This is a genomic window from Pseudarthrobacter sp. As-47, assembly GCF_058215595.1.
Map to the genome: position 1 here is coordinate 1,548,911 of NZ_CM177088.1, position 26,385 is coordinate 1,575,295.

Annotated in this window: 24 protein-coding genes; 20 read left to right on the forward strand and 4 right to left on the reverse strand. The window is 67.8% G+C overall.

Features of this window, described 5'->3' with window-relative positions; genetic code table 11:
• Positions 1-129: 129 nt before the first annotated feature.
• Genes AC4BCK_RS07115 through AC4BCK_RS07145 form a run of 7 tightly spaced genes read left to right on the forward strand, consistent with a single transcriptional unit; the run spans position 130 to position 8,231 of the window.
• Positions 130-1,737 carry a carboxyl transferase domain-containing protein gene (locus AC4BCK_RS07115; protein ID WP_174178840.1) on the forward strand — a complete coding sequence of 536 codons (1,608 nt, stop codon included), beginning with the start codon at positions 130-132 and terminating at the stop codon, positions 1,735-1,737.
• Between the two features lie 8 nt (positions 1,738-1,745).
• The gene (locus AC4BCK_RS07120; RefSeq protein ID WP_490566781.1) at positions 1,746-4,034 is read left to right on the forward strand and encodes an acetyl/propionyl/methylcrotonyl-CoA carboxylase subunit alpha; all 2,289 of its coding nucleotides are present in this window, start codon (positions 1,746-1,748) and stop codon (positions 4,032-4,034) included.
• Positions 4,035-4,036: 2 nt separating this feature from the next.
• Positions 4,037-5,212 (forward strand): acyl-CoA dehydrogenase family protein, encoded by a 1,176-nt coding sequence (locus AC4BCK_RS07125; RefSeq protein ID WP_174178836.1) that lies wholly within the window; start codon positions 4,037-4,039, stop codon positions 5,210-5,212.
• Positions 5,213-5,261: 49 nt separating this feature from the next.
• The gene (locus AC4BCK_RS07130; RefSeq protein WP_490566782.1) at positions 5,262-6,071 is read left to right on the forward strand and encodes a CoA transferase subunit A; all 810 of its coding nucleotides are present in this window, start codon (positions 5,262-5,264) and stop codon (positions 6,069-6,071) included.
• A 2-nt stretch (positions 6,072-6,073) separates the two neighbouring features.
• Complete coding sequence (locus tag AC4BCK_RS07135) at positions 6,074-6,841, forward strand: CoA transferase subunit B (RefSeq protein ID WP_174178832.1); 768 nt, start codon at positions 6,074-6,076, stop codon at positions 6,839-6,841.
• A complete protein-coding gene (locus AC4BCK_RS07140) occupies positions 6,838-7,395 on the forward strand; it encodes a MaoC family dehydratase (RefSeq protein WP_363939473.1) in 558 nt (185 codons plus the stop codon). Before AC4BCK_RS07135 ends, AC4BCK_RS07140 begins: the two co-directional genes overlap by 4 nt.
• Positions 7,392-8,231, forward strand: coding sequence for an HpcH/HpaI aldolase/citrate lyase family protein (locus tag AC4BCK_RS07145; RefSeq protein WP_363958596.1), 840 nt, complete (start codon positions 7,392-7,394; stop codon positions 8,229-8,231). Before AC4BCK_RS07140 ends, AC4BCK_RS07145 begins: the two co-directional genes overlap by 4 nt.
• Positions 8,232-8,240: 9 nt before the next feature.
• Here AC4BCK_RS07145 and AC4BCK_RS07150 read toward each other — a convergent pair whose 3' ends face one another.
• Positions 8,241-9,710, reverse strand: coding sequence for a lipase maturation factor family protein (locus AC4BCK_RS07150; protein ID WP_377086767.1), 1,470 nt, complete (start codon positions 9,708-9,710; stop codon positions 8,241-8,243).
• An 89-nt stretch (positions 9,711-9,799) separates the two neighbouring features.
• Here AC4BCK_RS07150 and AC4BCK_RS07155 point away from each other — a divergent pair, with 89 nt between their 5' ends.
• The 13 genes from AC4BCK_RS07155 (at position 9,800) to AC4BCK_RS07215 (ending at position 23,120) form a co-directional block, all read left to right on the forward strand.
• On the forward strand, positions 9,800-10,543 hold the full coding sequence (locus tag AC4BCK_RS07155) for a TSUP family transporter (RefSeq protein WP_174178824.1): 744 nt from the start codon (positions 9,800-9,802) through the stop codon (positions 10,541-10,543).
• 47 nt (positions 10,544-10,590) lie between these two features.
• Positions 10,591-11,679 carry an NAD(P)/FAD-dependent oxidoreductase gene (locus tag AC4BCK_RS07160; protein ID WP_174178822.1) on the forward strand — a complete coding sequence of 363 codons (1,089 nt, stop codon included), beginning with the start codon at positions 10,591-10,593 and terminating at the stop codon, positions 11,677-11,679.
• Between the two features lie 34 nt (positions 11,680-11,713).
• On the forward strand, positions 11,714-12,898 hold the full coding sequence (gene dxr / locus AC4BCK_RS07165; RefSeq protein ID WP_174178820.1) for a 1-deoxy-D-xylulose-5-phosphate reductoisomerase: 1,185 nt from the start codon (positions 11,714-11,716) through the stop codon (positions 12,896-12,898).
• A 17-nt stretch (positions 12,899-12,915) separates the two neighbouring features.
• The gene (locus tag AC4BCK_RS07170; protein ID WP_363958584.1) at positions 12,916-14,247 is read left to right on the forward strand and encodes a M50 family metallopeptidase; all 1,332 of its coding nucleotides are present in this window, start codon (positions 12,916-12,918) and stop codon (positions 14,245-14,247) included.
• 56 nt (positions 14,248-14,303) lie between these two features.
• Positions 14,304-14,981: a DUF4386 family protein gene (locus AC4BCK_RS07175; RefSeq protein WP_490566783.1), complete on the forward strand. Its 678-nt coding sequence runs from the start codon at positions 14,304-14,306 to the stop codon at positions 14,979-14,981.
• An 87-nt stretch (positions 14,982-15,068) separates the two neighbouring features.
• The gene (locus tag AC4BCK_RS07180) at positions 15,069-15,746 is read left to right on the forward strand and encodes a MarR family transcriptional regulator (protein ID WP_174178814.1); all 678 of its coding nucleotides are present in this window, start codon (positions 15,069-15,071) and stop codon (positions 15,744-15,746) included.
• Entirely contained in the window at positions 15,743-16,258 is a 516-nt protein-coding gene (locus AC4BCK_RS07185; protein ID WP_174178812.1) for a hypothetical protein, read from the forward strand. The genes AC4BCK_RS07180 and AC4BCK_RS07185 overlap by 4 nt, the downstream gene beginning before the upstream one ends.
• A gap of 97 nt (positions 16,259-16,355) precedes the next feature.
• Entirely contained in the window at positions 16,356-16,649 is a 294-nt protein-coding gene (locus AC4BCK_RS07190; RefSeq protein ID WP_174178810.1) for a YciI family protein, read from the forward strand.
• A 33-nt stretch (positions 16,650-16,682) separates the two neighbouring features.
• The gene (ispG, locus tag AC4BCK_RS07195) at positions 16,683-17,849 is read left to right on the forward strand and encodes a flavodoxin-dependent (E)-4-hydroxy-3-methylbut-2-enyl-diphosphate synthase (RefSeq protein ID WP_066274770.1); all 1,167 of its coding nucleotides are present in this window, start codon (positions 16,683-16,685) and stop codon (positions 17,847-17,849) included.
• Positions 17,812-18,702, forward strand: coding sequence for a GNAT family N-acetyltransferase (locus AC4BCK_RS07200; RefSeq protein WP_310109931.1), 891 nt, complete (start codon positions 17,812-17,814; stop codon positions 18,700-18,702). The genes ispG and AC4BCK_RS07200 overlap by 38 nt, the downstream gene beginning before the upstream one ends.
• 357 nt (positions 18,703-19,059) lie before the next feature.
• The gene (locus AC4BCK_RS07205) at positions 19,060-20,871 is read left to right on the forward strand and encodes a proline--tRNA ligase (RefSeq protein WP_174178808.1); all 1,812 of its coding nucleotides are present in this window, start codon (positions 19,060-19,062) and stop codon (positions 20,869-20,871) included.
• Positions 20,872-20,878: 7 nt separating this feature from the next.
• A complete protein-coding gene (locus tag AC4BCK_RS07210) occupies positions 20,879-21,673 on the forward strand; it encodes a sulfite exporter TauE/SafE family protein (RefSeq protein WP_174178806.1) in 795 nt (264 codons plus the stop codon).
• A gap of 55 nt (positions 21,674-21,728) precedes the next feature.
• Positions 21,729-23,120 carry a pyridoxal phosphate-dependent decarboxylase family protein gene (locus AC4BCK_RS07215; protein WP_174178804.1) on the forward strand — a complete coding sequence of 464 codons (1,392 nt, stop codon included), beginning with the start codon at positions 21,729-21,731 and terminating at the stop codon, positions 23,118-23,120.
• A gap of 56 nt (positions 23,121-23,176) precedes the next feature.
• On the opposite strand, the gene AC4BCK_RS07220 is transcribed toward AC4BCK_RS07215, so the two are convergent.
• From AC4BCK_RS07220 to AC4BCK_RS07230, 3 genes are all read right to left on the reverse strand, one after another.
• Positions 23,177-24,217 (reverse strand): aminoglycoside phosphotransferase family protein, encoded by a 1,041-nt coding sequence (locus tag AC4BCK_RS07220; protein WP_174178802.1) that lies wholly within the window; start codon positions 24,215-24,217, stop codon positions 23,177-23,179.
• Positions 24,218-24,283: 66 nt separating this feature from the next.
• On the reverse strand, positions 24,284-24,985 hold the full coding sequence (locus AC4BCK_RS07225) for a VIT1/CCC1 transporter family protein (protein WP_174178911.1): 702 nt from the start codon (positions 24,983-24,985) through the stop codon (positions 24,284-24,286).
• Between the two features lie 137 nt (positions 24,986-25,122).
• Entirely contained in the window at positions 25,123-26,283 is a 1,161-nt protein-coding gene (locus AC4BCK_RS07230; protein ID WP_490566784.1) for a DUF4439 domain-containing protein, read from the reverse strand.
• Positions 26,284-26,385 lie beyond the last annotated feature (102 nt).

A 26,385-nucleotide genomic window follows, 5' to 3' on the forward strand; every position in this document is an offset into this window, starting at 1 on the left:
CCGGAAGTCTAGCAAGGCAGCTGCTGTGTTGGACATCACAGTTAATCGAGACTAACCTGAATTTCAGTTATTGGGCACTAACCGAGTTGGCTTTCTTGCCCCCGGCCGGAACAGGAACAGGACGCGTCGATGGAGACCCTTGCCAGCAGGATCGACCCCGCCAGCAGCACTTACCTGGCGAACCGCGAAGCGCAGCTGCTGCTGACGGAGGACCTGCGAAAAAGGCTCGCGGACGCTGCCCTGGGCGGACCGGAAAAGTCGAGGCAGCGGCATATGGGCCGGGGCAAGCTCCTGCCCCGCGAGCGCATCGACCGGTTGCTGGATGACGGCAGCCCCTTCCTTGAGATCGCCCCGCTGGCCGCCAACGGCATGTACAACAACGAGGCTCCCGGCGCGGGCGTCATTGCCGGCATCGGCCTGGTCCACGGCCGCCACGTGCTGGTGATTTCCAACGACGCCACGGTCAAGGGCGGGACCTACTATCCGCTGACGGTGAAGAAACACCTGCGGGCCCAGGAGATAGCCCTGGACAACAGGCTGCCGTGCATCTACCTGGTGGATTCCGGCGGTGCCTTCCTGCCCAAACAGGATGAGGTGTTTCCGGACCGGGACCACTTCGGCCGTATCTTCTACAACCAGGCCCGGCTGTCAGCGGCCAAAATTCCCCAGATCGCCTCGGTCATGGGGTCATGCACGGCCGGCGGCGCCTACGTGCCGGCCATGAGCGACGAAACAGTGATTGTCCGGAACCAGGGCACCATCTTCCTGGGCGGGCCTCCGCTGGTGAAGGCTGCCATCGGCGAAATCGTCACGCCGGAGGAGCTCGGCGGCGGGGAAGTCCATTCGAGGATCTCCGGCGTCACCGACCACCTCGCGGAAAACGATGAACACGCACTGCAGATCATCCGGGACATCGTGTCCACGCTCCCGCCTTCTGCGCCGCCCGCCTGGGAGGTGGACGCCGCCGTCGAACCAACGGCTGCGCCGGCGGAGCTCTACGGTGCCGTCCCCACGGACGTCAACGCCGCCTACGACGTCCACGAGGTCATCGCCCGGCTGGTGGACGGCAGCAGGTTCCACGAATTCAAGAAGGAGTACGGCGCCACGCTGGTCACCGGGTTCGCGCGGCTGCACGGGCACCCGGTGGGGATCGTGGCCAACAACGGTGTGCTCTTCAGCGAATCCTCCCTCAAAGGGGCCCACTTCATTGAACTCTGCGACCAGCGCGGCATTCCGCTGGTGTTCCTGCAGAACATCTCCGGCTTCATGGTGGGCAGGGACTCGGAACAGGGCGGCATCGCCAAGAACGGGGCCAAGATGGTCACCGCCGTAGCCACCGCCCGGGTGCCCAAGCTGACAGTGGTCATCGGCGGTTCCTTCGGTGCCGGCAACTACTCCATGTGCGGACGTGCCTATTCACCGCGGTTCCTGTGGATGTGGCCGGCCGCCCGGATCTCGGTCATGGGCGGCAACCAGGCCTCAAGCGTCCTCGCCACCGTCAAGCGGGACCAGTACGAAGCCGCCGGACAGGAATGGTCCGCCGAGGACGAGGAAGCCTTCAAGGCGCCCATCCGGCAGCAGTACGAGGACCAGGGCAGCCCGTACTACTCCACGGCCCGCCTCTGGGACGACGGCGTGATCGATCCGGCCGACACACGCACCGTCCTTGGCCTGGCACTGGACGTGGTGGCCCGCACGCCGTTGCCGGAAACCTCCTTCGGCCTCTTCAGGATGTGAGCGAGCATATGACCACCCCTTCCCTGGCCGGCACCCCCGCCGCCACCCGGCCGATGTTCGGCACCGTCCTGGTGGCCAACCGCGGCGAAATCGCCTGCCGCGTGATCCGGACGCTCAAGGCCCTGGGCATCCGCCCCGTGGCCGTCTACAGCGATGCCGACGCCGGCGCCCGGCACGTGCGCGAAGCGGACACCGCCGTCAGGATCGGCCCGGCAGCCGCCACGGAGAGCTACCTGAACATCGGGGCGATCATCGAGGCCTGCCGCAGGACCGGTGCGGAGGCCGTGCACCCCGGCTACGGCTTCCTCAGCGAGAACGTGGAATTCGCCCGGGCCTTGGAACAGGCCGGGATCGCGTTCATCGGCCCGGGCGTGGAAGCCCTGAATATCATGGGGGACAAGATCCGGTCCAAGAACCAGGTGGCCGGCTACGGCGTCCCCGTGGTGCCGGGCGTGGCACAGCCGGGAATGACCGATGCGCAGCTGGCTGACGCGGCCGCCGGCGTGGGTTTTCCGCTGCTGATCAAGCCCTCCGCGGGCGGCGGGGGCAAGGGCATGCATGTGGTGCAGCGCCCCGAAGACCTTGCGGCCACGCTGGCCACGGCCAGGCGGGTGGCGGCCAGTGCGTTCGGCGACGACACCCTGTTCCTGGAACGCCTGGTCACCACCCCGCGGCACATCGAGGTGCAGGTCCTGGCGGACAACCACGGCAACGTCATCCACCTGGGCGAACGCGAATGTTCGCTGCAGCGGCGGCACCAGAAGGTCATCGAGGAGGCGCCGTCGCCGCTGCTCGAGGGCCTGCCCGACGGCGCCGCCATCCGCGCCCGCATCGGTGAAGCAGCCTGCAACGCGGCCCGCAGCGTGAACTACAGCGGCGCCGGAACGGTCGAATTCCTCGTCTCCGACGACGCGCCGGACCAGTTCTACTTCATGGAGATGAACACCAGGCTGCAGGTTGAGCACCCCGTTACGGAAATGGTCACCGGCATAGACCTCGTCGAGTGGCAGGTGCGGATCGCCGCCGGCGGGGAACTCACCGTCCGGCAGGCCGACGTCGAACTTCACGGCCACGCCGCGGAAGCGCGCGTCTACGCAGAGGTCCCCGAGAGAAACTTCCTGCCCTCCACCGGAACGGTGCTGCTGCTGGACGAACTGCCCGGTCCGCAGCAACGTCCCGGCGCCCCCGCCCGCGTGGCAATGGAAACGGGCCGCGGCAGGGTGCGCGTGGACTCATCCCTGATGGAGGGCGTGGAGGTTTCCTCCAGCTACGACCCCATGATCTCCAAGGTCATCGCTTGGGGGGAGGACCGCACGGCCGCGCTGGACACCCTGGATGCGGCGCTCGCCGGCTATACGGCGCTCGGGCTGGATACGAACGTGGAATACCTGCGGCTGCTGATCAACGATGCCGATGTCCGCGCCGGACGGCTGGAGACCGGGCTGATCGAACGCAAATTGCCCGGTTTGTCCTTCCGGAGGGCTGCCGACGCCGAGCTGGCGGTGGCAGCGCTCTTCACGCTCGCCATGGAGGGACAGAACAACACGCCCCCCGCGCCCGGGCCCTGGCAGGCGCGCAACGGCTGGCGGCTCGGGGCACCGGCGCCGCGCCTGGTCAGCCTGGGAACGCCCGACGGCGGCGTTGCGGCCGTGCGTGTCAGCGGCGGCCGGGATACGGGCGCGGAAGCGGACGGGACGGCTTCGGACGGCACTGCCCTGGACAGCACTGTTTCCGGAAGGACGTTCCTTGTGGCAGTGGGGGACGGGCCTGCGCGGCCGGCACGGCTGGAATTCCCCTCCCGGCGGCAGGCAGTGCTGACCCTCGACGGCCGCACCAGTACGTACTCCATTGCGCCGGTCTTCCGCGGCCCGGCGGACCCAACACGTGATTCGCCGGTTGTCGGCATACCCGCGGAACTGTTCCTGGGCAATGGGGGCTGGTCCTGCCGGCTGGTCGTACTGAGCCGGGAAGCGCGGCTTGACCGGGTGCTTGCGGCCCTCCAGCGGGAGGAGGGTGCCACCGATCCCGCGGTGCGTTCACCCATGCCGGGAACAGTGGTCTCGGTTCCGGTCAGTGACGGGGACACCGTTGCGGCCGGCCAGCTTCTCGTCTCGGTCGAGGCCATGAAGATGGAGCACCAGCTGGTGGCCCCGCTGGACGGCACCGTCCATCTCACCGCCCGCCCCGGCGACCTGGTGAAGGCGGACCAGGTGCTGGCCACCATCCACCCCCGCGCGGGAGACGAAGGCGCAGGCACAAACACCGACACAGATGCATTCAAGGGCGAAGGAGCCTAGACATGGCAGGTTTTGAACTCAGCGAGGAATACCAGGACCTCAGCGACACTGTCCGGGACTTCGCGGACACGGTGGTGGCGCCCGTTTCCGCCAAGCACGACGAGGAGCACAGTTTCCCGTACGGCGTCGTCAAGCAGATGGCGGAAATGGGGCTGTTCGGCCTGCCCTTCCCCGAGGAATTCGGCGGCATGGGCGGGGACTACTTCGCGCTGGCCCTCGCCCTGGAGCAGCTGGGCCGGGTGGACCAGTCCGTGGCCATCACCCTGGAAGCCGGCGTCTCGTTGGGAGCCATGCCCATCTACCGCTTCGGCACGGACGCCCAGAAACAGGAGTGGCTGCCCATGCTCGCGTCCGGCCAGGCGCTCGCAGGCTTCGGGCTGACAGAACCCGAAGCAGGATCGGACGCGGGCGGCACCAAAACCACGGCGCGGCGCGAGACAGTCGGAGACAAGACAGAGTGGGTGATCAACGGCAACAAGGAGTTCATCACCAACTCCGGAACCGACATCACCCGGCTGGTGACGGTCACCGCCGTTACGGGGCAGAAGGAACGCGGGGACGGCACGGTGCAGAAGGAAATCTCCACCATCCTGGTGCCCACGGACACCCCCGGGTTCAAGGCGGAAAAGCCGTACAACAAGGTGGGGTGGAACGCCTCGGACACCCACCCGCTGACGCTGAAGGACGTCCGCGTTCCGGAAGGGAACCTGCTGGGGGCGGAGGGCCGCGGCTACGCCAATTTCCTGTCCATCCTGGATGAAGGGCGGATCGCCATTGCCGCCCTGGCTGCTGGCGCAGCACAGGGCTGCGTGGACCTGTCAGTCAAGTACGCCAAGGAGCGGAGCGCCTTCGGCCACCAGATCGGCAAGTACCAGGCCATCTCCTTCAAGATCGCGCGCATGGAGGCCCGTGCCCACACCGCGCGCCTGGCCTACTACGATGCGGCGTTCCGTATGCTTGCCGGAAAGCCGTTCAAGACCCAGGCGGCCATCGCTAAGATGGTCGCAGGCGAGGCAGCCATGGACAACGCGCGGGATGCCACCCAGGTATTCGGCGGCTATGGCTTCATCAACGAGTTCACCGTGGCACGCCACTACCGCGACTCCAAGATCCTTGAAGTGGGGGAAGGCACCACGGAGGTGCAGCTGATGCTGATCGCCCGCGAACTGGGTCTGTAGTACTGGCACTGTAGTAACTGGCACCGTAGCCGGCCTGAGAGGATCACCGATGATTGACAAGGTTGTTGCCAGCGCTGGGGAAGCCGTAGCAGACATCCCGGACGGAGCGTCCCTGGCGGTGGGCGGATTCGGCCTCTGCGGAATCCCCGTGACCCTCATTGACGCGCTGCACCGGGCAGGGACAACGGACCTGGAAACCGTCAGCAACAACTGCGGCGTGGACGACTGGGGACTCGGCATCCTGCTCCGGGACGGGCGGATCCGCCGCACCGTCAGCTCCTACGTGGGCGAGAACAAAGAGTTCGCACGGCAGTACCTGGCCGGCGAGCTTGAAGTGGTGCTCACCCCGCAGGGCACCCTGGCCGAGAAGCTGCGCGCCGGCGGCGCCGGGATCCCCGCCTTCTACACCAAGGCGGGCGTGGGCACCCAGGTGTCAGAGGGCGGGCTGCCCCAAAAGTACGACGCCGACGGCGGGATTGCCGTGGCCTCCGCACCCAAGGAGGTGCGGTCCTTCGGCGGGGTCGACTATGTGCTGGAGGAAGCCTTGACCCCGGACTTCGGGCTGGTCCATGCCTGGAAAGGTGACCGGCACGGAAACCTGGTCTTCCACGCCACCGCCATGAACTTCAACCCCCTGTGCGCCATGGCCGGCAGGATCACCATTGCCGAGGTGGAGGAACTCGTGGAGCCGGGCGAGCTGGACCCGGAACACATCCACACCCCGGGCATCTTCGTCCAGCGCGTGGTCCTCGCCGCCAACGCGGAGAAACGCATTGAAAAACGGACCGTGGCCCTGGCCCGCCCCGGACAGGCAGCATCCGCAGACAACGCCGGCGACCCCCGGCAGGCAGGAGCATAGCCATGGACCCCAACAGCCCCGACGCTCCCCGGCCCGAAGGCGTCCGCCCCGAGTACCGCCGGGCCGCGGCGCAGCAGCACGAGGTGCAGGCTGACGGAGCCGGCGCCAAAGGGTGGACCAGGAACGAACTTGCCGCCCGGGTGGCCAAGGAGCTCAGCAACGGCCAGTACGTCAACCTCGGCATCGGCATGCCCACCCTCATCCCCAACTACATCCCCGATGGCGTGGAAGTGGTGCTCCACTCGGAGAACGGAATCCTCGGCGTCGGACCCTATCCGGAGGAAGACGCCATTGATCCGGACCTGATCAACGCTGGCAAGGAGACTGTGACCGTCAACAAGGGGGCTGCTTTCTTCGATTCGGCTTCGTCCTTCGGTATGATCCGCGGCGGCCACGTGGACGTGGCCGTCCTGGGGGCCATGGAGGTGGCCGCCAACGGCGACCTGGCCAACTGGATGATTCCGGGCAAGATGGTCAAGGGAATGGGCGGCGCCATGGACCTGGTGTTCGGGGCCAAGAAGGTGATCGTGATGATGGAGCACGTGGACCGCAACGGGAACCCGAAGATCGTCCAGCAATGCTCCCTGCCGCTGACCGGCAAAGGCTGCGTGGACCGGATCATCACGGACCTGGCCGTCATCGACGTCGTGGCGGACGAGTACGGGTCCCGGCTGGTGCTGCGCGAACTGGCGCCCAACGTGTCAGCGGAGGACGTTGCCGCCGCCACCGGGGCCGAGCTGTTCGAAGAGGACCAGGAACTGACAGTATGAGCGGCGCCGCGGCAGGCCCAGCCGGCGGGGAACCGCGGGTGATCGAACAGCGGGGACTGTACTTCGAGGAACTGGAAGAAGGGGTCACGTACGCCCACCGCCCCGGCCGCACCGTAACAGAGGCGGACAACGTCCTCTTCACCACGCTCACCATGAACACCCAGGCCCTGCACCTGGATGCCGCCTGGAGCGCCGGGCAGCCCTTCGGCCAGCGGCTCATCAACTCCATGTTCACACTGGCCACAATGGTGGGCCAATCCGTTTCCCAGCTGACGCAGGGGACCATCATCGCGCAGCTGGGCCTGACGGAGGTCTCGTTCCCGCACCCCCTCTACCACGGCGACACGCTCTACACCGAGACGGTCATTAGCGGAAAGCGGCTGTCGGGCTCCCGGCCCGGGCAGGGAATCGTCACCATGGAGCACACCGGCCGCAACCAGGACGGCACGGTGGTGGCACTTGCCACGCGGAGCTGCCTGATGTGGACGCGGGAAGCCCATGCGGGCCAGCCCGGCAGCGGGCAGGGGAACGGACAGGAGACAATGCCGGTATGACTTTTGTGATGGGCCCCGCCCTGCTGTTCTGCCCCGCCGACCGGCCCGAGCGCTACCAGAAGGCCGCTGCCCGGGCGGACGCCGTGATCCTGGACCTCGAGGATGCCGTGGCGCCAGCGGACAAGCAGCGTGCCCGCGGCGCCATCCTCGCCCAGCTGGGGACCACCGGGGTGGAGCCGGAGCTTGAACCCAGCTGCACCATCGTGCGGGTCAATCCTGCCGGCACCGAGGAGTTCGAGAAGGACCTTCACTGCCTTGCCCACACGCCCTACCGGACGGTCATGCTGGCCAAGGCGGAAACTGTCCAGCAGCTCGAAGCCCTGGACGGCTACAAAGTCATCGCGCTGTGTGAAACAGCGCTGGGAGTCCTCAACGCCTCCGCCATTGCCGCCGCCCCCAATGTAGTGGGCCTCATGTGGGGGGCAGAGGACCTGCTGGCATCGCTGGGCGGAACGTCCAGCAGGAAGGCCGACGGCGGCTACCGGGACGTGGCGCTGCACGCCCGTTCCGCCGTGCTGCTGGCTGCGCGCGCCCACGGCAAGGAAGCGGTGGACGCGGTGTACACGAACATCCCGGACCTTGCCGGGCTGGAGGTGGAAGCGGCCGACGCCGTCGCCTCCGGTTTCAGCTCCAAAGCATGCATCCATCCGAGCCAGGCCGCCGTGGTCCGGGCCGCCTACGCACCCTCCGCCGCCGAAGTGGCGGACGCTGAAGCCCTGCTGGAGGCTGCAGCATCCGCCGGCTCCGGAGTGTTCAAGCACCAGGGAAAGATGATCGACGGCCCCATCCTCAAGCACGCGCAGGAAATCATCCGCCGCGCCCAGGCCATCGGGTAGCCGGCCCGCTCATCCCGGCCGCCCGGGCGACCGCCGCAATGACAACGGCGGAATCGGCTCGTAGAGCAGCGTCCGCACCCAACGGTTTCCGGTCTGCCTGAACTCTTTCCGGCCGGCAAAGCGGTAGTGGTAGCTGCGCACGCGCACCCAGCGTGGCGGTGCGCCGTCGAACGGGTCATGGCGGAGGAGCCGCAGGGTCTGGCGGTCCGCCTCCAGCAGCTTTCCCAGGAAGGCATAGAACCATTCCTCGTGGACGGTCCTCAGCGGCAGGAACCACATCAGCCAGTCCAGCCGCAGGTGGTAGGGAGCCCATTGGCGGGGGAGCCTGCGGACGTCACCCGGCTTGCCCCTGAAGCCGTACTCACGCCAGTCGGAGGTGTCGTCCGGATCCTCGTCGAGGGTTCCCTCCACCACAATCTCGATCCGCTGCTTGGTCACGGTGCCAAATGCCCCATAAGTGTTGACCAGCTGCCACCGGTTGAAGCTGGCGTTCATCAGCTGGCGGCGGGAGAAAAGGTTGCGCAAAGGCCAGTAGCTGAGGACCACCAGCAGCAGCGTGGCCGCCAGGGTGAGGGCCAGCCACCACAGGGGAGCCTCCCTCTCGACGCCCGCCTGGCCGTGCCAGTCCAGGGGGATGGCCGGCAGCACGGCATGCGCAACGGGGTCGCTGACGGCGGCGAAGGCAAGCACGATGGCAATCCAGTTCAACCAGGCGAAGTTGCCGGTGGCCACCAGCCACAGCTGCGTGAAAATGACGATGCCCGCGGCCACGCTGGCGATCGGCTGGGGCGCGAACAGGAAGAACGGCACCACCAGTTGGGCGAAGTGGTTGCCGAGGACTTCAACCTTGTGCAGGGGCTTCGGCAGGAGGTGCGCCTGCCGGCTCAGCGGCCCCGGCATCGGCTGGGTCTCGTGGTGGTAGTACAGGGCCGTCAGGTCGCGCCATTCCCGGCCGCCGCGGATCTTGATCATCCCGGCACCGAATTCCAGGCGGAACACGAGCCACACGATCAGGATCAGGATGGTGCGCGGCGGGTCCGTCTGGTCCGAGCCCAGGAAGGCAACGGTGAAGCCGGCCTCCAGGAGCAGCATCTCCCATCCGAAGCCGTAGAACGTCTGCCCCACATTGACGATGGACATGTACAGCAGCCACAGGGCCAGGAACGCGATGAGCGGAACCCATGGCGGGCCCTGCTGCGGGATGCCGGCCACCAGCAGCGCCGACACCAGCAGCCCGGCGGCGCACACCCAGCGCAGCAGCCGGTCCGTGTACCGCCAGCGGAACAGGGTGGGCCGCCGCAGGCGGCTGAAGCCGGACAGGAAGTCAGGTACCGGGAGGAGGCCACGCTCACCCAGAAGCGCCGGGAACTGGTTCAGTGTGGACAGGAACGCAACGAAGTACAGGGCCGCCACGCCCCGCTGCAGTACCTGCCGGGCGAATTCGTATTCCGGCGCATCAAACCAGGAGAGCCAGTCCACGCAGTCCACGTTACGCCGACCCCCGCCAGGGAGGCCACAGGGGAATGCCACCGCGGGAGGCCACCGGGGAATGCCACTAGGATCGAGGGATGTTCGTGCTGGTGCTGGTCGCCGTTATTGCAGGCGCGCTGGCCCAGCGGATCGCGGGCCTGGGCTTTGGGCTGCTCGTTTCCCCGGTGCTGGTGGTGCTCCTGGGCCCTTTCGACGGCGTGATGATCATCAACCTTTGCGGCGCCACGTCGTCGCTCCTTATCCTCTCCCGGGTGTGGCGGCACGTGGCCTGGAAGAAGTACTTCGGGCTGGCGCTCGCAGCGTTGGCCGGCGTACTGCCCGGCGCCTGGCTGGCGAGTAATGTCCCGGAGGCCCCGCTGGAGATCTGCATCGGCGTCCTGCTCATCACCGCCCTGCTCGTGTCCCAGCGGCTGACCCGGAGTTCCTGGCGTGCCAGCGGCCCCGTCCCCATGGCATCCCTGGGGTTCTCCAGCGGCCTGATGAATGCCGCAGCGGGCGTAGGCGGTCCTGCCATTACGGCCTATGCCATTGCCACCCGCTGGGAGCAGAAGAGCTTCAGCGCCACCCTGCAGCCGTATTTCATCACCACCGGCTTCACGTCGCTGCTCAGCAAATACGTGCTGTCCGGCGGGCACGTGCCCGCGTTGGAAGGCTGGCAGTGGCTGGCGATCCTGGCGGCGATGGTGACGGGCATTGTTGCCGGCGACCTGCTGGCCGGCCGGGTGCGCCCCGCGTCCGCCCGCCGCATCGTCACGGTCATTGCCTACCTGGGTGCCGTGGCCACGCTGGCCAAGGGCCTGCTGGAACTCGTGGCTGCCTGAGTGCTTGGCCGGGTGCCCGGCCCGCACAAACATGTTTTGCTGGATCCATGACACGTGTTGCGGTAATAGGTGCAGGTATCGTCGGGCTGTCCGCAGCCCATTTCCTCCAGAAGGCAGGTGCGGACGTCACCGTCTACGAGTCCGGGACCCCGGGCTCAGGGCAGTCGGCCGGGGAGTCGAGGATCTTCCGGCACGCCCACGACGACGTCCGGCTGGCCGCGTTTGTGCGTCACAGCCGCGCCCTCTGGCGGGAGTGGGAGGCGGAGTTCGGCGTGGAACTGGTCTCCAGCGCCGGTGCGGTGGCTATCGGGGACAGCGTGGAGGACAAGCTCCGCGTTCTCAGCGGCCTGCCGGAAGTTCCCGTAAAGCTGCTGGCACCCGGACAACTTGCGGCCGCGCTGCCGATCCTCGCGGACTTCCAGGGCAAGGCGATGCTCGATGCCCACGGCGGGGCAATCCAGACCCGCGCCGCATTCGAGGCCCTGGCGGGCAAGCTCGGGGACGCCCTCGTGGCGGACCACGTCATGGCGGTCCGGCCCGCTGCCGGCCAGGGCGTGGAGGTCCGGACCGGGACCCGCGTGGACAGGTTCGACCACGCGGTCCTGTGCGCCGGGCGCGGCACGGCAGCCCTGGCACGGGGCGCCGGACTGGACATTCCTGTGGAACTCGCCGCGCACGCCCGCGTGACGTTCCGCGTGCGGGATGTCCAGCCCGCTCCGCTGCCAACATTCCAGGACGGCAGCGGGGTATTCGGGGAGACGGGCGTTTACGCGGCGCCCTCGGCCGACAACCTGCGCTACTCGGTGGGCCTGAGCGAAACAACCGAAGTGCGCCAGGACGGCAGCCTCGCCGACCCGGCGGCGCTGGAGTCGTTGGCGGCACGTGCGGCAGCCTACGTGCGGACCGCGCTCCCCGGCCTGGATCCCGTACCGGCCGGCTACGTCCACTGCTGGGTCACCCGGCTGCCGTGGGGCGATGACGGGGTGGGAATCTGGTCTGCCGGCAGCGTCAGCGCCGTGGCCGGGCACAACCTCTTCAAGCAGGCACCGGCACTGGGCGAGGCGCTGGCGGAAACAGCACTGTCCGGCGTCGTGCCCGCTGTGCTGCGGCCTGAATCACAGCTCGGAAAGTCCTGAACGGCCGGGCAGCACGGTGCGGGATACTTAAGCAATGCAGCCACGCAGAATCGTCCTCCTCGGATCCACCGGTTCCATCGGCACCCAGGCGATTGACGTCGTCGACGGCGCCCCGCACCTTTTCGAGGTGGTGGCCCTCAGCGCCGGGGGAGGCAACCTGGAGCTCCTCGCCCGCCAGGCAGTGCACACCGGCGCGTCCGTGATCGGCATTGCCGGCGGTGACCCCGGAAAGCTGGCATCGCTGGTGGCCGACGCTGCCGCGGCGGCGGGAAAGCCCGGCTACCGGCCGGAGATCATCGCCGGACCGGACGCCTCCACGCAGGTCGCCGGCGTCGAGGCGGACGTGGTGCTCAACGGAATTACCGGATCGATCGGACTGGCCCCCACGCTGGCCGCCCTGCGCTCCGGCGCCACACTGGCCCTGGCCAACAAGGAATCCCTCATTGTGGGCGGATCGCTGGTGAAGGCTGCCGCCCGGGAAGGGCAGATCGTACCCGTCGACTCCGAGCATTCAGCCATCGCCCAGTGCCTGCGCTCGGGCTCGGCCGGGGAAGTGGAAAAACTCATCCTGACCGCCTCCGGCGGTCCCTTCCGCGGCAGAAACAGGGACGAACTGCACGGGGTCACCCCGCAGGAAGCCCTGGCCCACCCCACCTGGGACATGGGCGTCATGGTCACCACCAACTCGGCCACGCTCGTCAACAAGGGCCTGGAAGTCATCGAGGCGCACCTGCTCTTCGACGTGCCGCTCGACCGGATCGACGTGGTGGTCCATCCCCAGTCCGTGGTGCACTCCATGGTGCAGTTCATCGACGGTTCCATCATCGCCCAGGCATCCCCGCCGGACATGCGCCTCCCCATCGCGCTGGGACTGGGCTGGCCGGACCGGGTGCCCAAAGCCGCCGCTGCCTGCGACTGGACTCGCGCGGCCACCTGGACCTTCGAGCCACTGGACACGGAAGCCTTTCCCGCCGTCGGACTCGCCAAACACGCAGCGGGGCTGGGCAGCACGTTCCCCGCCGTGTTCAACGCCGCGAACGAGGAAGCCGTCACAGCCTTCCACGCCGGGCGCATCAGGTTTACCGACATTGTGGACACGATCGATGCCGTCCTCAGCGAACACCCAGGGTCCTCCGGGCTGACGGTGGAGTCAGTGCTGGATGCTGAAAGCTGGGCACGTGCCCGCGCCAACGAACGTTTAGCAGTCAGAAGTCTCTAGGAAGCAGCAGCACGTCAATGACCCCCGTCCTCCTTTTTGTCCTCGGCGTCGTCTTTGTGGCGATCGGCATTGCCGTGTCCATTGCGCTGCACGAAGTGGGGCACCTGGTGCCCGCCAAGCTGTTCAAGGTCCGCGTCACCAAATACATGATCGGCTTCGGCCCCACCCTCTGGTCCAGGCGGAAGGGTGAAACCGAATACGGTGTGAAGGCCATCCCGCTGGGTGGCTTCGTGTCCATGATCGGCATGTACCCGCCCAACAAGGACGACGGCTCCGTCCGCCCCTCCAGCACCGGCATGTTCCAGACCCTCGCCACCGAAGCCCGGTCCATGGCCCACGAGGAAGTGGGGCCAGGTGACGAAGAGCGGGTGTTCTACCGGCTGCCGGTCTGGAAGAAGGTCATCGTGATGCTGGGCGGTCCGGCCATGAACATGGTCCTCGGCGTGCTCCTCACCGCTGTCCTGCTCATGGGCTTTGGCGTGGCCACAGCCACCACCACCATCTCCGAGGTGTCCAAATGCCAGGTGGCGGCTGGGGAGACCGTGGACCCGGATTCGGCGGATTGCCAGCCCACGCCCGCTGCCGCGGCCGGCCTCAGGCCCAACGACAGGATCACCTCCTTCGACGGCAAAGCCGTGACCGGCTGGGACCAGCTGACGGAATGGATCCGGGCCTCCGCAGGGCGCGAGGTGGGCATTACCGTTGAGCGGGACGGCGCCCAGGTGTCCACCACGGTGACCCCGGTGCTGTCGGCCCGGCCCGTCATCGGGGCGGACGGCCGCCAGGAAACGGACGACGCCGGCACCCTCCGCTACCAGGACGTCGGCTTCCTCGGCATCGGCTCCCAGACCGAACTTGTGGCCCAGCCGGCGTCGTCCGTCCTGCCCATGGCGGGGGAGAACATCCGCCAGGTGGCAGGCGTAGTGTTCAACCTGCCGGCCCGCGTGGTGGGTGTGGCAAAGGCTGCCTTCAGCGAGGAACCCCGCGACCCCAACGGCCCCATCAGCGTGGTGGGCGTAGGACGCGTCGCCGGGGAAGTGGCCGCCATGGAAGAAATCCCGGTGCAGTCCCGGCTGGCCGCACTGATCGGGCTGCTGGCGGGCCTGAACTTCGCACTCGCTGTCTTCAACCTGATACCGCTGCTGCCCCTCGACGGCGGCCACGTTGCCGGTGCCCTGTACGAGGGGGCGCGGCGCCAGGTGGCCAAGCTGTTTGGCAAACCCGACCCGGGCGCGTTCGACATCGCCAAGCTGCTGCCTGTGACCTACGTGGTGGCCGCCCTGCTGATGGGCATGAGCGCCCTCCTCATCTACGCCGACATCGTGAAGCCGGTGAACCTCTTCGGCTGACACTGGGTCCTCCATCCGGAGGGACGCCGTGCAGCCACTTCAGGAAGGGCGCCCACATGAATCCGCAGGACACCGGCCGCTGGATCCGCGCGGGACTGTGGGTGCTGCCTGCATCCTGGCTTCTCACCGCATCGTCTTCCCTGGAGCCCCAGCCGGACCAGGAGATTGACCCCGTAGCCTGGGCCCGGTTCGTCAGTTCGGACTCCTACCAGGTCAGCCATCTCGTCGGCAGTACGGGAGGCACCCTCCTGGCGGTCTTCGGGCTCTTTGCGCTGGGCTGTTTTCTGGCGGGCAGCCGGTCAGGACGCCTGGCGCTGGCGTCAATGGTCATGGCGGTTGCCGGTACCACGCTGCTGTTGGTGCCTGCAGTTATTTCCACCTTCGTGACTCCGGCAGTGGGCAGGGCTTACCTGGCGGGAAACCAGGATGTCATGCAGCTTGAGTTCCCAGGATCGATGTCGGCGGCGTTTATGGCCGGGCTCCTGCTTGCTTTTGCCGGGACTGTCCTGCTCGGCGTCGCGGCCTGGCGTTCACGCATGCTCCCGCGGTGGGCAGGAGCACTGTGGGTGGCCGGCGCCGTCGTGTTTTATGCCCTCGGGGTGGTCATGGGGCTGGCAACAACGGGGAGCAGCCTGCCCACCCAAAGCGCCGGAGCTGCGCTGCTGGCCGTGGCCGCCGGTGGGATTGCCTGGCGTGGTACCCGGAAGGGGCGGGAGTTGCCTCCTGCAGGGTGACTGGCAAAAATCAGCCTATTTCGACTGATATTAAATAATCAGCCAGATATGTTTGATTAGCGATACTCACCTGCGTACGGTTAGGGCATGTACGTCCTCACCATCGACCAGCAGGGCAGCACCTCCGATATCGACCGCGTCCCGGAACTGATCGCCGCCTTGCGGAACCTTACGCCCGTGCCCTTCGAGCGTTCAGTCGGCGATGAACTCCAGGGAGTGGTGGAACAGGCTGCCGATGTGGTGGATGTGGCACTGCACGCGCTCCGCGACGGGCACTGGTATGTGGGCATAGGAATCGGGGCGGTGGGGCTGGCACCCGGTGCCAGCCCGCGCGAGGGCTCCGGCAGCGGCTTCGTGGCGGCCCGCAAAGCCGTGGAACTCGCCAAGGGCGCCGCCGGCCAGGTTCCGTTGTCAGTGGTGTCCGGCACCATGGTCCGCAGCAAGGATCTTCAAGCCCACGCCGGGGAGGACGCCATGGCCAGCGCCAATGCCCAGGCGGTGCTCCGCCTGATCGGACGCCTGGTGCAGCAGCGCACCCAGGCTCAGTGGCGGGTGGTGGACCGGCTGCGGGCCATCCAGGGTGAAGCCAGGCATGGCAGCCAGAAGCAGGTTTCCCGGGAGTTGGGAATAACCGAACAGTCGGTGAGCCGTGCCGTGCTGCGGTCCGGGTGGCAGGAAGAATGGGCGGCGAGGCCGGCAGCCGCCATGCTGCTGGACTACGCCCACTCCCTGGCCGCCCGCACTTCAACGGAAGGAAACCAGTGAACGCACTCTGGATTACGGTTGCGCTGCTCGTTGCCGGATTCGCCGGGTGGCCAGTCACCGCACTGGTGTTCAGGTTGGCAAGGACCATCGATGACAGGGCAGACGCAGCCAAGGCTGCGGAGGATGCCACAAGGGCCGCCGAGGATCCGTCCGCGGATGTGACGGTTGACCTGCCGCCAGCCGGCGGGTCCCAGGGTGTCGATGGCGAGCTGACCGCAGCCGCCGATGCGCCGCCGTCTGGTTCTGCCGGCTCCGGACCGGCCGCTCCCACCCAGCGGATCCTTCGGGGCGGTGCCATCATCGGAATCCTTGAGCGGCTGGGGGTGTGCCTTGCCATCCTTACCGGCCAGCCGGTGGCCATCGCCTACATCGTGGCCATCAAGGGCCTGGGCCGGTTCGCGGAGCTCAAGGAAACACCGGTGGCGGCTGAACGGTTCATTATTGGAACGCTCACGTCCATGCTGTGGGCGGCAGGAACAGCCGCAGCCATCAAGGTCCTCTTCCTTGCCTGAGCCAGGGCACCCTGTTCCGTTGCCGCACCGCCCCTCCGGCCAGGCGCGTCCACACTCCGGATGGGTGCGAAGCCAGGCATGGAGATAGGGTAGCGGTATGACAGTTTTTGCCGTTGAGTACGTTTATGCCGCCGATTCTACAGAAGCCCGCAACGAGGCCCGGCCAGCGCACCGCGAATGGCTCGCGGGCCTGGCGGAGGATGGAGCCGTCCTTGCCAGCGGTCCTTACGGTGACGGCGCGGGAGCGCTCCTGATCTTCAAGACAGCAGACGAGGCCGCCCTCAACTCGATCCTTAAGCAGGATCCCTTCGCCGCTGCCGGAGTCATCGCCGGGACACGCATCACGGAGTGGTCACCCATCATCGGCGTGCTCGCCGGCCTCACCGCCTAAGCCGCCTCCCTTTTTCAATCTCTAGGAGTCCACGTGACCTCGGTCAGCCTGGGAATGCCCTCAGCACCGCCACCCGTCCTTGCCCCCCGCCGCAAGACCCGGCAGATCAAAGTCGGTTCCGTGGGCGTGGGATCTGACTCGCCCATCAGCGTGCAGTCCATGACCACCACCCCCACCACGGACATCAACGCCACCCTGCAGCAGATTGCGGAACTGACAGCGTCCGGCTGCGACATCGTTCGCGTCGCCTGCCCTTCCGCTGACGATGCCGAGGCACTGCCCATCATTGCCCGGAAGTCGCAGATCCCGGTGATTGCGGACATCCACTTCCAGCCCAAGTACGTCTTCGCGGCGATCGAGGCCGGCTGCGCGGCAGTGCGCGTCAACCCGGGCAACATCCGCAAGTTCGATGACCAGGTCAAGGAAATCGCAGCTGCCGCCCGCGACCACGGGACGTCCATCCGCATTGGCGTGAACGCCGGATCCCTGGAACCGGGCATCCTCAAGAAATACGGCAAGGCCACCCCCGAAGCCCTCGTGGAGTCTGCTGTCTGGGAAGCGTCCCTCTTCGAGGAGCATGGTTTCCACGACTTCAAGATCTCGGTCAAGCACAACGACCCCGTCATCATGGTGGCGGCCTACGAGATGCTGGCGGAAAAGGGCGACTGGCCCCTGCACCTTGGCGTCACCGAGGCCGGCCCGGCGTTCCAGGGCACCATCAAGTCGGCCACGGCCTTCGGCGCGCTCCTGTCCAAGGGCATCGGCGACACCATCCGGGTATCCCTCTCGGCCCCGCCGGTGGAGGAAATCAAGGTGGGAAACCAGATCCTGCAGTCCCTCAACCTGCGTCCCCGCAAGCTCGAAATCGTCTCCTGCCCCTCCTGCGGCCGTGCCCAGGTGGACGTGTACACGCTGGCCGAGCAGGTCACTGCCGGGCTCGAGGGAATGGAGATTCCGCTGCGCGTAGCCGTCATGGGCTGCGTGGTGAACGGACCCGGTGAAGCCCGCGAAGCCGACCTCGGTGTTGCCTCAGGCAACGGCAAGGGCCAGATCTTTGTGAAGGGCGAGGTCATCAAGACTGTCCCCGAGAGCCAGATTGTTGAGACACTGATCGAAGAGGCCATGCGTATCGCGGAAGAGATGGGGGAGGCCGATGGCGAAGATGCTGTCAAGGGTAGCCCCGTGGTTAGCGTCTCGTAAGGACATCCCCGACCCGCCGGGGATTTCCGTCCGCACCCTTGACGGGGACGACACTGCTGCCCTGGTACTCCTGGCGCAGCGTGATCCGGTCTCCAACGTGTTCATCCTCGCGCACCTGCGCGCAGCCGGCACCGCCGCTCCCACCAGCGGCGGTGCCGGTGTCCTGGGCGTGTTCGACGACGGCGTCCTGGCCGGTGCGTGCTGGGCCGGAGCCAACCTGGTGCCGGTCCAGCTTGATCCCACCCTGGCCGGAGTGGTGGCTGCCGCCGCCAACAGGTCCGGACGCCGCTACGCATCCGCCTTCGGGCCGGCCACCGCCGTGCTCGCGCTGCACGCCGAACTTGTTGAACTGGGACACCGTGCACACGAAGTCCGCCCGGACCAGCCGTTGATGACCATCACCGAGCCGCCTTCCGTGGAGCCGAACCCGGGGCTGGGGCGTGGAAACCTGGCGGACTTCGACCGTATCCTGCCGGCCTGCGCCGCCATGTTCGAAGAGGAAGTGGGGTATTCACCCTTCCTGGGCGGCAGGGAATTCTACAGCCGCCGCGTGGAAGGGCTGATCCGGCAGGGCCACTCCCTGGTGCACCTGAACGAAGCCCGCGAGGTGGTGTTCAAGGCCGAGCTCGGGGCCGTCACCTCCGAGGTCACGCAGATCCAGGGTGTCTGGATGAACCCGGTGTACCGGGGCCAGGGCCTGAGCGCCGGGTACATGGCTTCGGTGGTGGAGCAGGCACGGAAGATCGCGCCCGTCACCAGCCTCTACGTCAACGGCTTCAACACCCGGGCGCGGGCAACCTACGAGCGGGTGGGCTTCAACCAGGTGGGGACCTTCGCGACGGTGCTCTTCTAGGCGATTGAGGTGTCCGTTGATGGCAGGAAAATGGGAAGCACTTGTCATCGTGCGCTGCATCACATAGGTTCGATCTAGCTGCGCTGGAGTGGCGTGGGCGGTCTCACCAGTCCTCACCAGTACTTGGGCGATAACGGCGTAGAGCCACGCCCGGATGCGATGACCAGCCTCTTGGGGGGCCAGGGGCTTTGCATGTCCGGGCGTGGCTCAACTGCGTTCCAGGGTGTTTTGTCTGCCGGGCGGCGCCCCTCACAACCGGGCCGCCGGAAAGGCCCCCGCAAGCCGGTAGATTAGTACCCAGACGAAATGCCCGGCCTGCTGTTGCTCCAGCACCTCCCCAGAAACGGATACCCACCCGTGGTTACAAGACTGTCCCAGCTGTTCCTGCGCACCCTGCGTGAAGATCCCGTCGACGCCGAAGTGGCAAGCCACCGGCTCCTGGTCCGCGCAGGCTACATCCGCCGCGCAGCCCCGGGCATCTACACCTGGCTGCCGCTGGGATTGAGCGTGCTCCGCAAAGTGGAAGCCATCATCCGGGAGGAGATGGCCGGCATTGGGGCGCAGGAAGTCCATTTCCCGGCCCTCCTGCCCCGCGAACCGTATGAGGCCACCAACCGCTGGACCGAGTACGGCGAGGGACTGTTCCGGCTCCAGGACCGCAAGGGTGCCGACTACCTGCTGGCCCCCACCCACGAGGAAATGTTCACCCTGCTGGTCAAGGACCTGTACTCGTCCTACAAGGACCTCCCGCTGAGCCTCTACCAGATCCAGAACAAGTACCGTGACGAGGCCCGTCCCCGGGCGGGCCTCCTGCGCGGACGCGAGTTCATCATGAAGGACTCCTACTCGTTCGACGTTGACGACGCCGGCCTGGACGCCAGCTACGCCGCCCACCGCGGTGCCTACCTGCGCATCTTCGAGCGCCTGGGCCTGGAAGTCATTCCCGTTACCGCGACGGCCGGTGCCATGGGCGGGTCCAAGAGCGAGGAATTCCTGCACCCGACGGACATCGGCGAGGACACGTTCGTGCGCTCCGCAGGCGGCTACGCAGCCAACGTTGAGGCCGTCACCACGGTTGTCCCGGCGGACATCGACTTCAGCGCGGCCCCCGCCGCCGAAGTCCGCGACACCCCGGACACGCCCACCATCGACACGCTGGTGGCCGCCTCCAACCAGATCGCGCACCGCAGCGAGGCCGACGGCGGCGCGTGGACTGCCGCCGACACGCTGAAGAACGTGGTGCTCGCCGTCACCCTGCCCACCGGAGAGCGCCAGCTGGTAGTCATCGGCGTACCGGGCGACCGCGGCGTGGACCTGAAGCGCGTTGAGGCAAACATCGGCTCGTTCCTGCCCATCGGCGGGGAGATCGGCCTGGAAGCGGCCAACGACGACGACCTCAAGAAGCAGCCGCTCATCGTCAAGGGATACCTTGGTCCCGGCCTGTCACTTGACGAGCCCCTGCTGGGCGCCGAAAGCGCAACGAAGCTCCTGTACCTGGTGGACCCCCGCGTGGTCCGCGGCACCTCCTGGATCACCGGCGCCAACGAGGCCGGCAAGCACGTCTACGGCCTGGTGGCCGGACGCGACTTCACGTGGGACGGCGTCATCGAGTGCACCGACGTCCGCGAAGGCGACCCCGCCCCGGACGGTTCCGGCCCGCTGGAGACTGCCCGCGGCATCGAGATGGGGCACATCTTCCAGCTCGGCCGCAAGTACGCAGAAGCCCTGGAACTGAAGGTCCTGGACCAGAACGGCAAGCAGGTCACCGTCACCATGGGCTCCTACGGTGTCGGTGTCACCCGGGCCGTTGCAGCACTGGCCGAGTCGAACCACGACGCCAGGGGACTCGTCTGGCCGCGGGCTGTTGCCCCGGCCGATGTCCATGTCGTCGCGGTGGGCAAGGGCGAGGAGATCTTCGCAACCGCAGAGCGGCTCGCAGCCGAACTTGAGGCAGCGGGGCTCGACGTCCTCCTCGACGACCGGCCCAAGGTATCGCCCGGGGTCAAGTTCGGGGACGCGGAACTGGTGGGCGTTCCCACCATCCTGGCTGTCGGACGCGGCCTGGTGGACGGCGTTGTGGAGATCAAGGACCGCCGCAGCGGCGACGCCGAGAACGTGGCGGTGGACAAGGCTGTTGACTACGTAGTCAACGCTGTCCGCACCAACTGACGCAACGGTGGAGTTCGGACTCGAATCCCTCGGGCTGGCAACTCTCCTTTTGATCGTGCTGGCCGGCTTTGCCGCCGGATGGGTTGACGCAGTGGTGGGCGGGGGCGGGCTGATCCAGCTCCCGGCCCTGCTGCTGGTCCCTGGGATCACCCCCGTCCAGGCGCTGGCCACGAACAAAATGGGGTCCATCTTCGGTACCGCCACGAGCGCCGCCACCTACTACCGGCGGGTTGGGCCCGACCTGAAGACGGCCCTGCCCATGGCGGTAATTGCCCTGGCGGGCAGCTTTGGCGGTGCCGTCCTGGCGGCAAACCTGCCCGCCAGCGTGTTCAAGCCCATCATCGTCACGGCGCTGGTCGCCGTCGCGCTTTTCACAGCCCTGAAACCGGACGTCGGCGGCATCACCGCGCTGCGCCACGATGGCCACAAGCACTATGTGGTGGCCTGCCTGATCGGAGCCGTCATAGGTTTCTACGACGGCCTCATCGGGCCGGGGACGGGCTCTTTCCTGGTCATCGCGCTGGTCTCGGCCATGGGGTATGCCTTCCTTGAGGCCAGCGCCAAGGCAAAAATCGTCAACATGGCCACCAACGCGGGGGCACTGCTGTTTTTCCTGCCCCACGGGTCCATCCTGTGGGGCGTGGGCCTGCTGCTGGGGGCGGCGAACATGGCCGGCGGTTACCTGGGCGCCAGGACGGCCGTGAAGCAAGGGAGCCGGTTCGTCAGGGTGGTCTTCCTGCTGGTGGTGTCGGCATTGATCATTAAGCTCGGCTACGACGTCTGGCAGGAAAACTTCGCCTGATATTGCCCGTCACCAGGGCCTCGTGGGCGCTGGCAGTGGGGCGTAGCATGCAGGTATGTCACACGGCGACGACGACTACGTCCGTGCCCTGGCGGCGGCGGTACGGCACTCCACCGCCTGGCTGCGAAGCCTTCCCGGCCGGCGGGTGGGACCGGCGGCGGCAGCCCACGACCTCACGGATTCCTTCGGCGGGCCGATGCCCCGGGGCGGCATGCCCGCCGAGGATGTGGTGGACCTCCTGGCAAGGACGGCGGAACCGGGTCTGATGGCCATGCCCTCCGGCCGGTTCTTCGGCTGGGTGATCGGCGGGACCCTGCCTGCCGCCCTCGCTTCGGACTGGCTGGTCAGCGCCTGGGACCAGAACGCCGGGCTCCGGTATGCCACCCCGGCCATGGCAGCGATCGAGGAGAGCGCAGGCCACTGGCTCCTGGAGTTGCTGGGGCTCCCGTCCGGTGCCGACGTGGGCTTTGTTACCGGTGCCACCATGGCCAACTTCACGGGCATGGCCGCCGCACGGTGGCGGTTGCTTGCGGACGCCGGCTGGGACCTGGACCGCGACGGGCTGTTTGGCGCTCCGCGGATCCGCTGTCTGGTGGGGCGGGAACGGCATGACACCGTGGACCTCGGCCTCCGCTACCTGGGCCTGGGCAAGCCCGCGGTAGTGGATGCCGACAGCCAGGGACGGTTGATCCCGGGAGCTTTGGACGCGCTACTGGCTGAAGGGTCGGGCCCCGCATTGGTCTGCCTGCAGGCGGGAAACCTCCATTCGGGCGCCTTTGATCCCTTCCCCGAAGCGATCCGTGTTGCCCGGAAGCATGGCGCATGGGTGCACATCGACGGCGCGTTCGGCCTGTGGGCAGCGGCAGCGCCCGAGCTGCGGAGCCTGACCCGCGGTTACGAGGAGGCTGATTCGTGGGGCACCGATGCCCACAAGACGCTCAACGTGCCTTACGACTGCGGCATAGCCATCGTCAGGGACGCTTCAGCCCTCCGTTCGGCCATGGGCCTGCACGCCAGTTACCTGGTGCACGACGCCGAAGGGCCCGGCGATCCGTTCGAGAAGGTCCCCGAACTGTCGCGGCGCGCACGCGGCGTTCCCGTCTGGGCGGCGCTGAAGAGCCTCGGCAGCGACGGCGTCGCAGCACAGGTGCGGGGGCTGGCTGCGGCTGCCGCGGACATCGCAGCAGGCCTCGCCGGGGAAGAGGGCGTGGAGGTACTGAACGACGTCGGCTATACCCAGGTGTGCCTGGCATTCGGCGACGACGCGACCACCCGCGCAGTGACCGCGCGGATCATCGCCGATGGCAGGGTGTGGATGTCCGGCTCCCGCTGGCGGGACCGGGACATCCTGCGCGTCTCGGTCAGCAACTGGCATACCTCGGAAGACGAGGTCCGGACTGCCGTGGACGCGGTCAAAGCCGCGTTCTCCGCCGTGCGCGGCGGCTGACCGCTGCATAGTGCCCACCGCCCGGTGTGCAGGAGAAAGCCGTGCCCGGTTGGGTATTACGTGCCGGGCATCTGGCCGGGCTCCGGCAGTGCATGGGCAGGCGGCAGTCCCTCCAGGGTGCGGCCGGCGAGGGTGCTGGCAACCCAGAGTGACCGCGCCAGGTCGCCGCGGTGGCCTGGCTGCCCGACGTACCCCAGCGCGTTTGCCACCTCCCTGGCAAGGGCCCACTCCCGCGCGGCGTCAGGGTCAAGCCCGGCAGCGGCGCTGAAGTCCGCGCAGCGCTGCCGCAGGCCGGATTCAGGCTGGTTCAGCGGCAGCTCCTGCAGCCGGTTCCACAACAGCGGCGCCAGGCCGAACTCCGCTTCGCCGACCATGGGCTGCGGATCGATGGCGGCGAAGGCTTCAGCCATTGGCCTCCCAGCCGTTGCTTCACCATCCGGCCTGGCCAGGATGTTGAGGAAGTGCAGGTCCGTGTGGACCAGAACGTCCCGCCCCGAGCGACGCCCCACCGCGCCCCGCGTCTGGCACACCTCAAGCGCCGCTTCCAGCAGCCACCGTGGAAAGGGGCGGCCGAGCTGTTCCCAGTCCGCGGGGAGGTCGTCGCTCCACTGTTCGGCGCGAGCGGCAATGTGCTCGAATTCCCGCCACTGCGGCCGGTCGTCCGGAACAAGGCTCAACTGCCGCACAAGCCCGCCCCACACGGCCGCGGCGTCAGCCATGGGGACGCTAGCCAGGGAGCGCACTGCGTCCAGCCTTTCGAGGAGCATGGAACAGGTGCCGGCGTCGGCCGCCAGCAGTGCGACGGCGCCGTGCCCGCCCCATAACGCCAGCGCATGCCGCTCAACGCGCGCTTCCTCGTGCGGGAAGGCGATCTTGAGGGCTGCGGGCCGGCCGTCCTCCCGGCGTACCGGTACCACTACCGCGCCGTGGCCGTTCCACGGCAGTGAGCCAGGGGCGAGGTCCGGCACGAGCCGCCACCGCTCCAGCAGGCCCGCAGTGACGCCGGGCAGGGAAGCGAGCCACTCCCGTCCGGCGGCGGTGCGGGCGTAGCGCACGGAAAGGTCCGGCGGGACTGGTACTGCCGTTGGCTGGCTCATCAGTCCCAGCCTAGGTGCATCGGGCCCTGCCGTGTGGCCTGCACGCATCAGCGGACGGCAGGTTCCCTACACGACACCCGTGGCGCCGAGCATGGTGCCAATGCTGAAGGTGGCAGCGAGTGCCAGGGCGCCGCCCACCACCACCCGGACTGCTGCCCGGGTTTTCGACCCGCCGCCAATCCAGGCACCCAGCGTCCCTGTCAGCGCCAGTGCCACCAGGACAGCGGCGAAGGTCAGGGGAACCCGGATCCCGGGCGGGGGGAGAAGGATCGCCAGCATCGGCAGTATGGCGCCGATGACAAAAGCCACGGCCGAGGCGAAGGCTGCGTGCCACGGACTCACGATGTCCGTCTCGTCGATGTTGAGTTCGGCGGAAAGGTGCGCCGCCAGGGCGTCGTGGGCTGTGAGCTCCTCAGCGACCTTCCCGGCCGTTTCCGGGCTGAGGCCCTTGGCCTGGTAGATGGCGGTGAGTTCGGCGAGTTCCTCTTCCGGTTCCTCGGCCAGCTCCCGGCGTTCCTTCTCGATCAGGGCCCGCTGGCTGTCGCTTTGGCTGCTCACGGAGACGTACTCGCCGAGTGCCATGGACACCGCTCCGCCCACCAGCCCGGCGGCGCCGGCGGCGAGGATGGGACCCGTTTCGGAAGTAGCTCCTGCCACACCCACCACGATCGCCGCGACCGAGACAATGCCGTCGTTTGCGCCCAGGACACCCGCCCGGAGCCAGTTCAGCCGTTGGGCGATGTCTGTTCCATGCGGTTCAGTCTCCATATGGCGGCGGAGTTCGGGGCTCGCGGCGTCCGTGCCCGCAGGCTGGGACGGGTCCTGTGCATCCATGCCTTCAGCAAACCATCAGAACCCCGCCGGGGCCACCCCCTCGGCAGGCCGCCGCCATGGCCCACGGGAGTTCACGTTCCGGTGGATGCGGGAGCAGGGCTGGCCGGAAGCTCCGGAAGCCGGTCCTCGTCGAGCGGGAGGCCGGGAACCGGCCCTACACCGCCGTCCCAGTGGGCAGCGCGCCGCGCGGCGGACTGCAGGGCGGCGATCGCCCAGCTCCGCAGACCGCCGTCTGCCTGCGCAATGACATCCCCGTAGGCGGACAGCGACGCAACTTCCAGGCGGGCCAGTCCGTCGCGGGGGTTCGCGAGGAAGCCCGGGTCCAGCACGAAGCTCGGCGGCTGCGCGGGCGGGGCGCTGCAGGCGGCACGGGTGTGCGCCGCGGCCTGGGCAGCGAGTTCCCGGTGCTGCCCCAGGAAGGCCTCCGCTGCCGGAGCATCGCCAGCGCCAAGGCGTGGGAGTGCAGCCTGGTAGGCGTAGAGGCCCTGCTGCTCGGCCGCCACAGCTGCGGACAACGCACTGCCCAGTACAGCAGACATGCCCGCGGCAGATGGTTCCTGCCCTGCGGCAGCGGGTGCCGGAAGGATTGACGGACAGGCTGACGCCGTAGAATCGCTCGCCGGCGCGCCCGCGGCCGGAGAAACTGCCGCACCGGCATGGGGAAGCGTTTCCGCGGGGACGCCCGCGGCGGCGGCAAGGTCCTCCGCCGCGAGCAGCTGGGCGGTGCCGGCACCGGCCAGCAGCCGTGCCATCCCGCCGTCGGCCGTTGCCGCATCGGTCAGGCGCTGGACACCACTGGCCGAGAGCGCGGAAGCCAGCCCTGCGAGCGTGGGCTCCGCCGTCGTTGCCGCCCCGGCGGCCGGACCGGACTGGCCGGACGGCAGGGTAGTGGCAGACGCCGGGTCATCCTCCGCGGCGGAAGGATCTGCCGGCGAAAGGAGGGCGCGGGCCTGCAGGGTCAGCAATGTCACAGTCTTGTCCGCGGCGGCCGGGCCTGCGCCGCCGCCTGCTGCCGCGCTGGCTGAAAGCCGCCCGGCCGCAGCACGCAGATCCAGCGAATCCTGCAGGGCGGCCGCCCTGGCCTGCTCGGAGAACGGGGGATCCGCGGGCGCCGGCGGATCAGCGGGAATCAGCGAGAAGCCCAGGCTGAGCACAACCAGGGCTGTGAAGGAAATAACGGCGTACCGGAAATAGCGCAGCTTTGGGCGGTTTTCCGGATCGTCTTCTTTCACAACAGACCATGGTGTCACGACGCCGGGGGATCTCCGCCCCACCGGACCGGTAAAATAGCTACGCTAGTACACACAACATCATCTATAAGGGAGGCGGCGCGG

Bases quoted from the DNA above. Each gene is read 5' to 3' on its own strand.
- AC4BCK_RS07115 (WP_174178840.1), top strand. From the start codon at position 130: ATGGAGACCCTTGCCAGCAGGATCGACCCCGCCAGCAGCACTTACCTG.
- AC4BCK_RS07120 (WP_490566781.1), top strand. From the start codon at position 1,746: ATGACCACCCCTTCCCTGGCCGGCACCCCCGCCGCCACCCGGCCGATG.
- AC4BCK_RS07125 (WP_174178836.1), top strand. From the start codon at position 4,037: ATGGCAGGTTTTGAACTCAGCGAGGAATACCAGGACCTCAGCGACACT.
- AC4BCK_RS07130 (WP_490566782.1), top strand. From the start codon at position 5,262: ATGATTGACAAGGTTGTTGCCAGCGCTGGGGAAGCCGTAGCAGACATC.
- AC4BCK_RS07135 (WP_174178832.1), top strand. From the start codon at position 6,074: ATGGACCCCAACAGCCCCGACGCTCCCCGGCCCGAAGGCGTCCGCCCC.
- AC4BCK_RS07140 (WP_363939473.1), top strand. From the start codon at position 6,838: ATGAGCGGCGCCGCGGCAGGCCCAGCCGGCGGGGAACCGCGGGTGATC.
- AC4BCK_RS07145 (WP_363958596.1), top strand. From the start codon at position 7,392: ATGACTTTTGTGATGGGCCCCGCCCTGCTGTTCTGCCCCGCCGACCGG.
- AC4BCK_RS07155 (WP_174178824.1), top strand. From the start codon at position 9,800: ATGTTCGTGCTGGTGCTGGTCGCCGTTATTGCAGGCGCGCTGGCCCAG.
- AC4BCK_RS07160 (WP_174178822.1), top strand. From the start codon at position 10,591: ATGACACGTGTTGCGGTAATAGGTGCAGGTATCGTCGGGCTGTCCGCA.
- dxr (WP_174178820.1), top strand. From the start codon at position 11,714: ATGCAGCCACGCAGAATCGTCCTCCTCGGATCCACCGGTTCCATCGGC.
- AC4BCK_RS07170 (WP_363958584.1), top strand. From the start codon at position 12,916: ATGACCCCCGTCCTCCTTTTTGTCCTCGGCGTCGTCTTTGTGGCGATC.
- AC4BCK_RS07175 (WP_490566783.1), top strand. From the start codon at position 14,304: ATGAATCCGCAGGACACCGGCCGCTGGATCCGCGCGGGACTGTGGGTG.
- AC4BCK_RS07180 (WP_174178814.1), top strand. From the start codon at position 15,069: ATGTACGTCCTCACCATCGACCAGCAGGGCAGCACCTCCGATATCGAC.
- AC4BCK_RS07190 (WP_174178810.1), top strand. From the start codon at position 16,356: ATGACAGTTTTTGCCGTTGAGTACGTTTATGCCGCCGATTCTACAGAA.
- AC4BCK_RS07200 (WP_310109931.1), top strand. From the start codon at position 17,812: ATGCTGTCAAGGGTAGCCCCGTGGTTAGCGTCTCGTAAGGACATCCCC.
- AC4BCK_RS07215 (WP_174178804.1), top strand. From the start codon at position 21,729: ATGTCACACGGCGACGACGACTACGTCCGTGCCCTGGCGGCGGCGGTA.
- AC4BCK_RS07220 (WP_174178802.1), bottom strand. From the start codon at position 24,217: ATGAGCCAGCCAACGGCAGTACCAGTCCCGCCGGACCTTTCCGTGCGC.
- AC4BCK_RS07225 (WP_174178911.1), bottom strand. From the start codon at position 24,985: ATGGAGACTGAACCGCATGGAACAGACATCGCCCAACGGCTGAACTGG.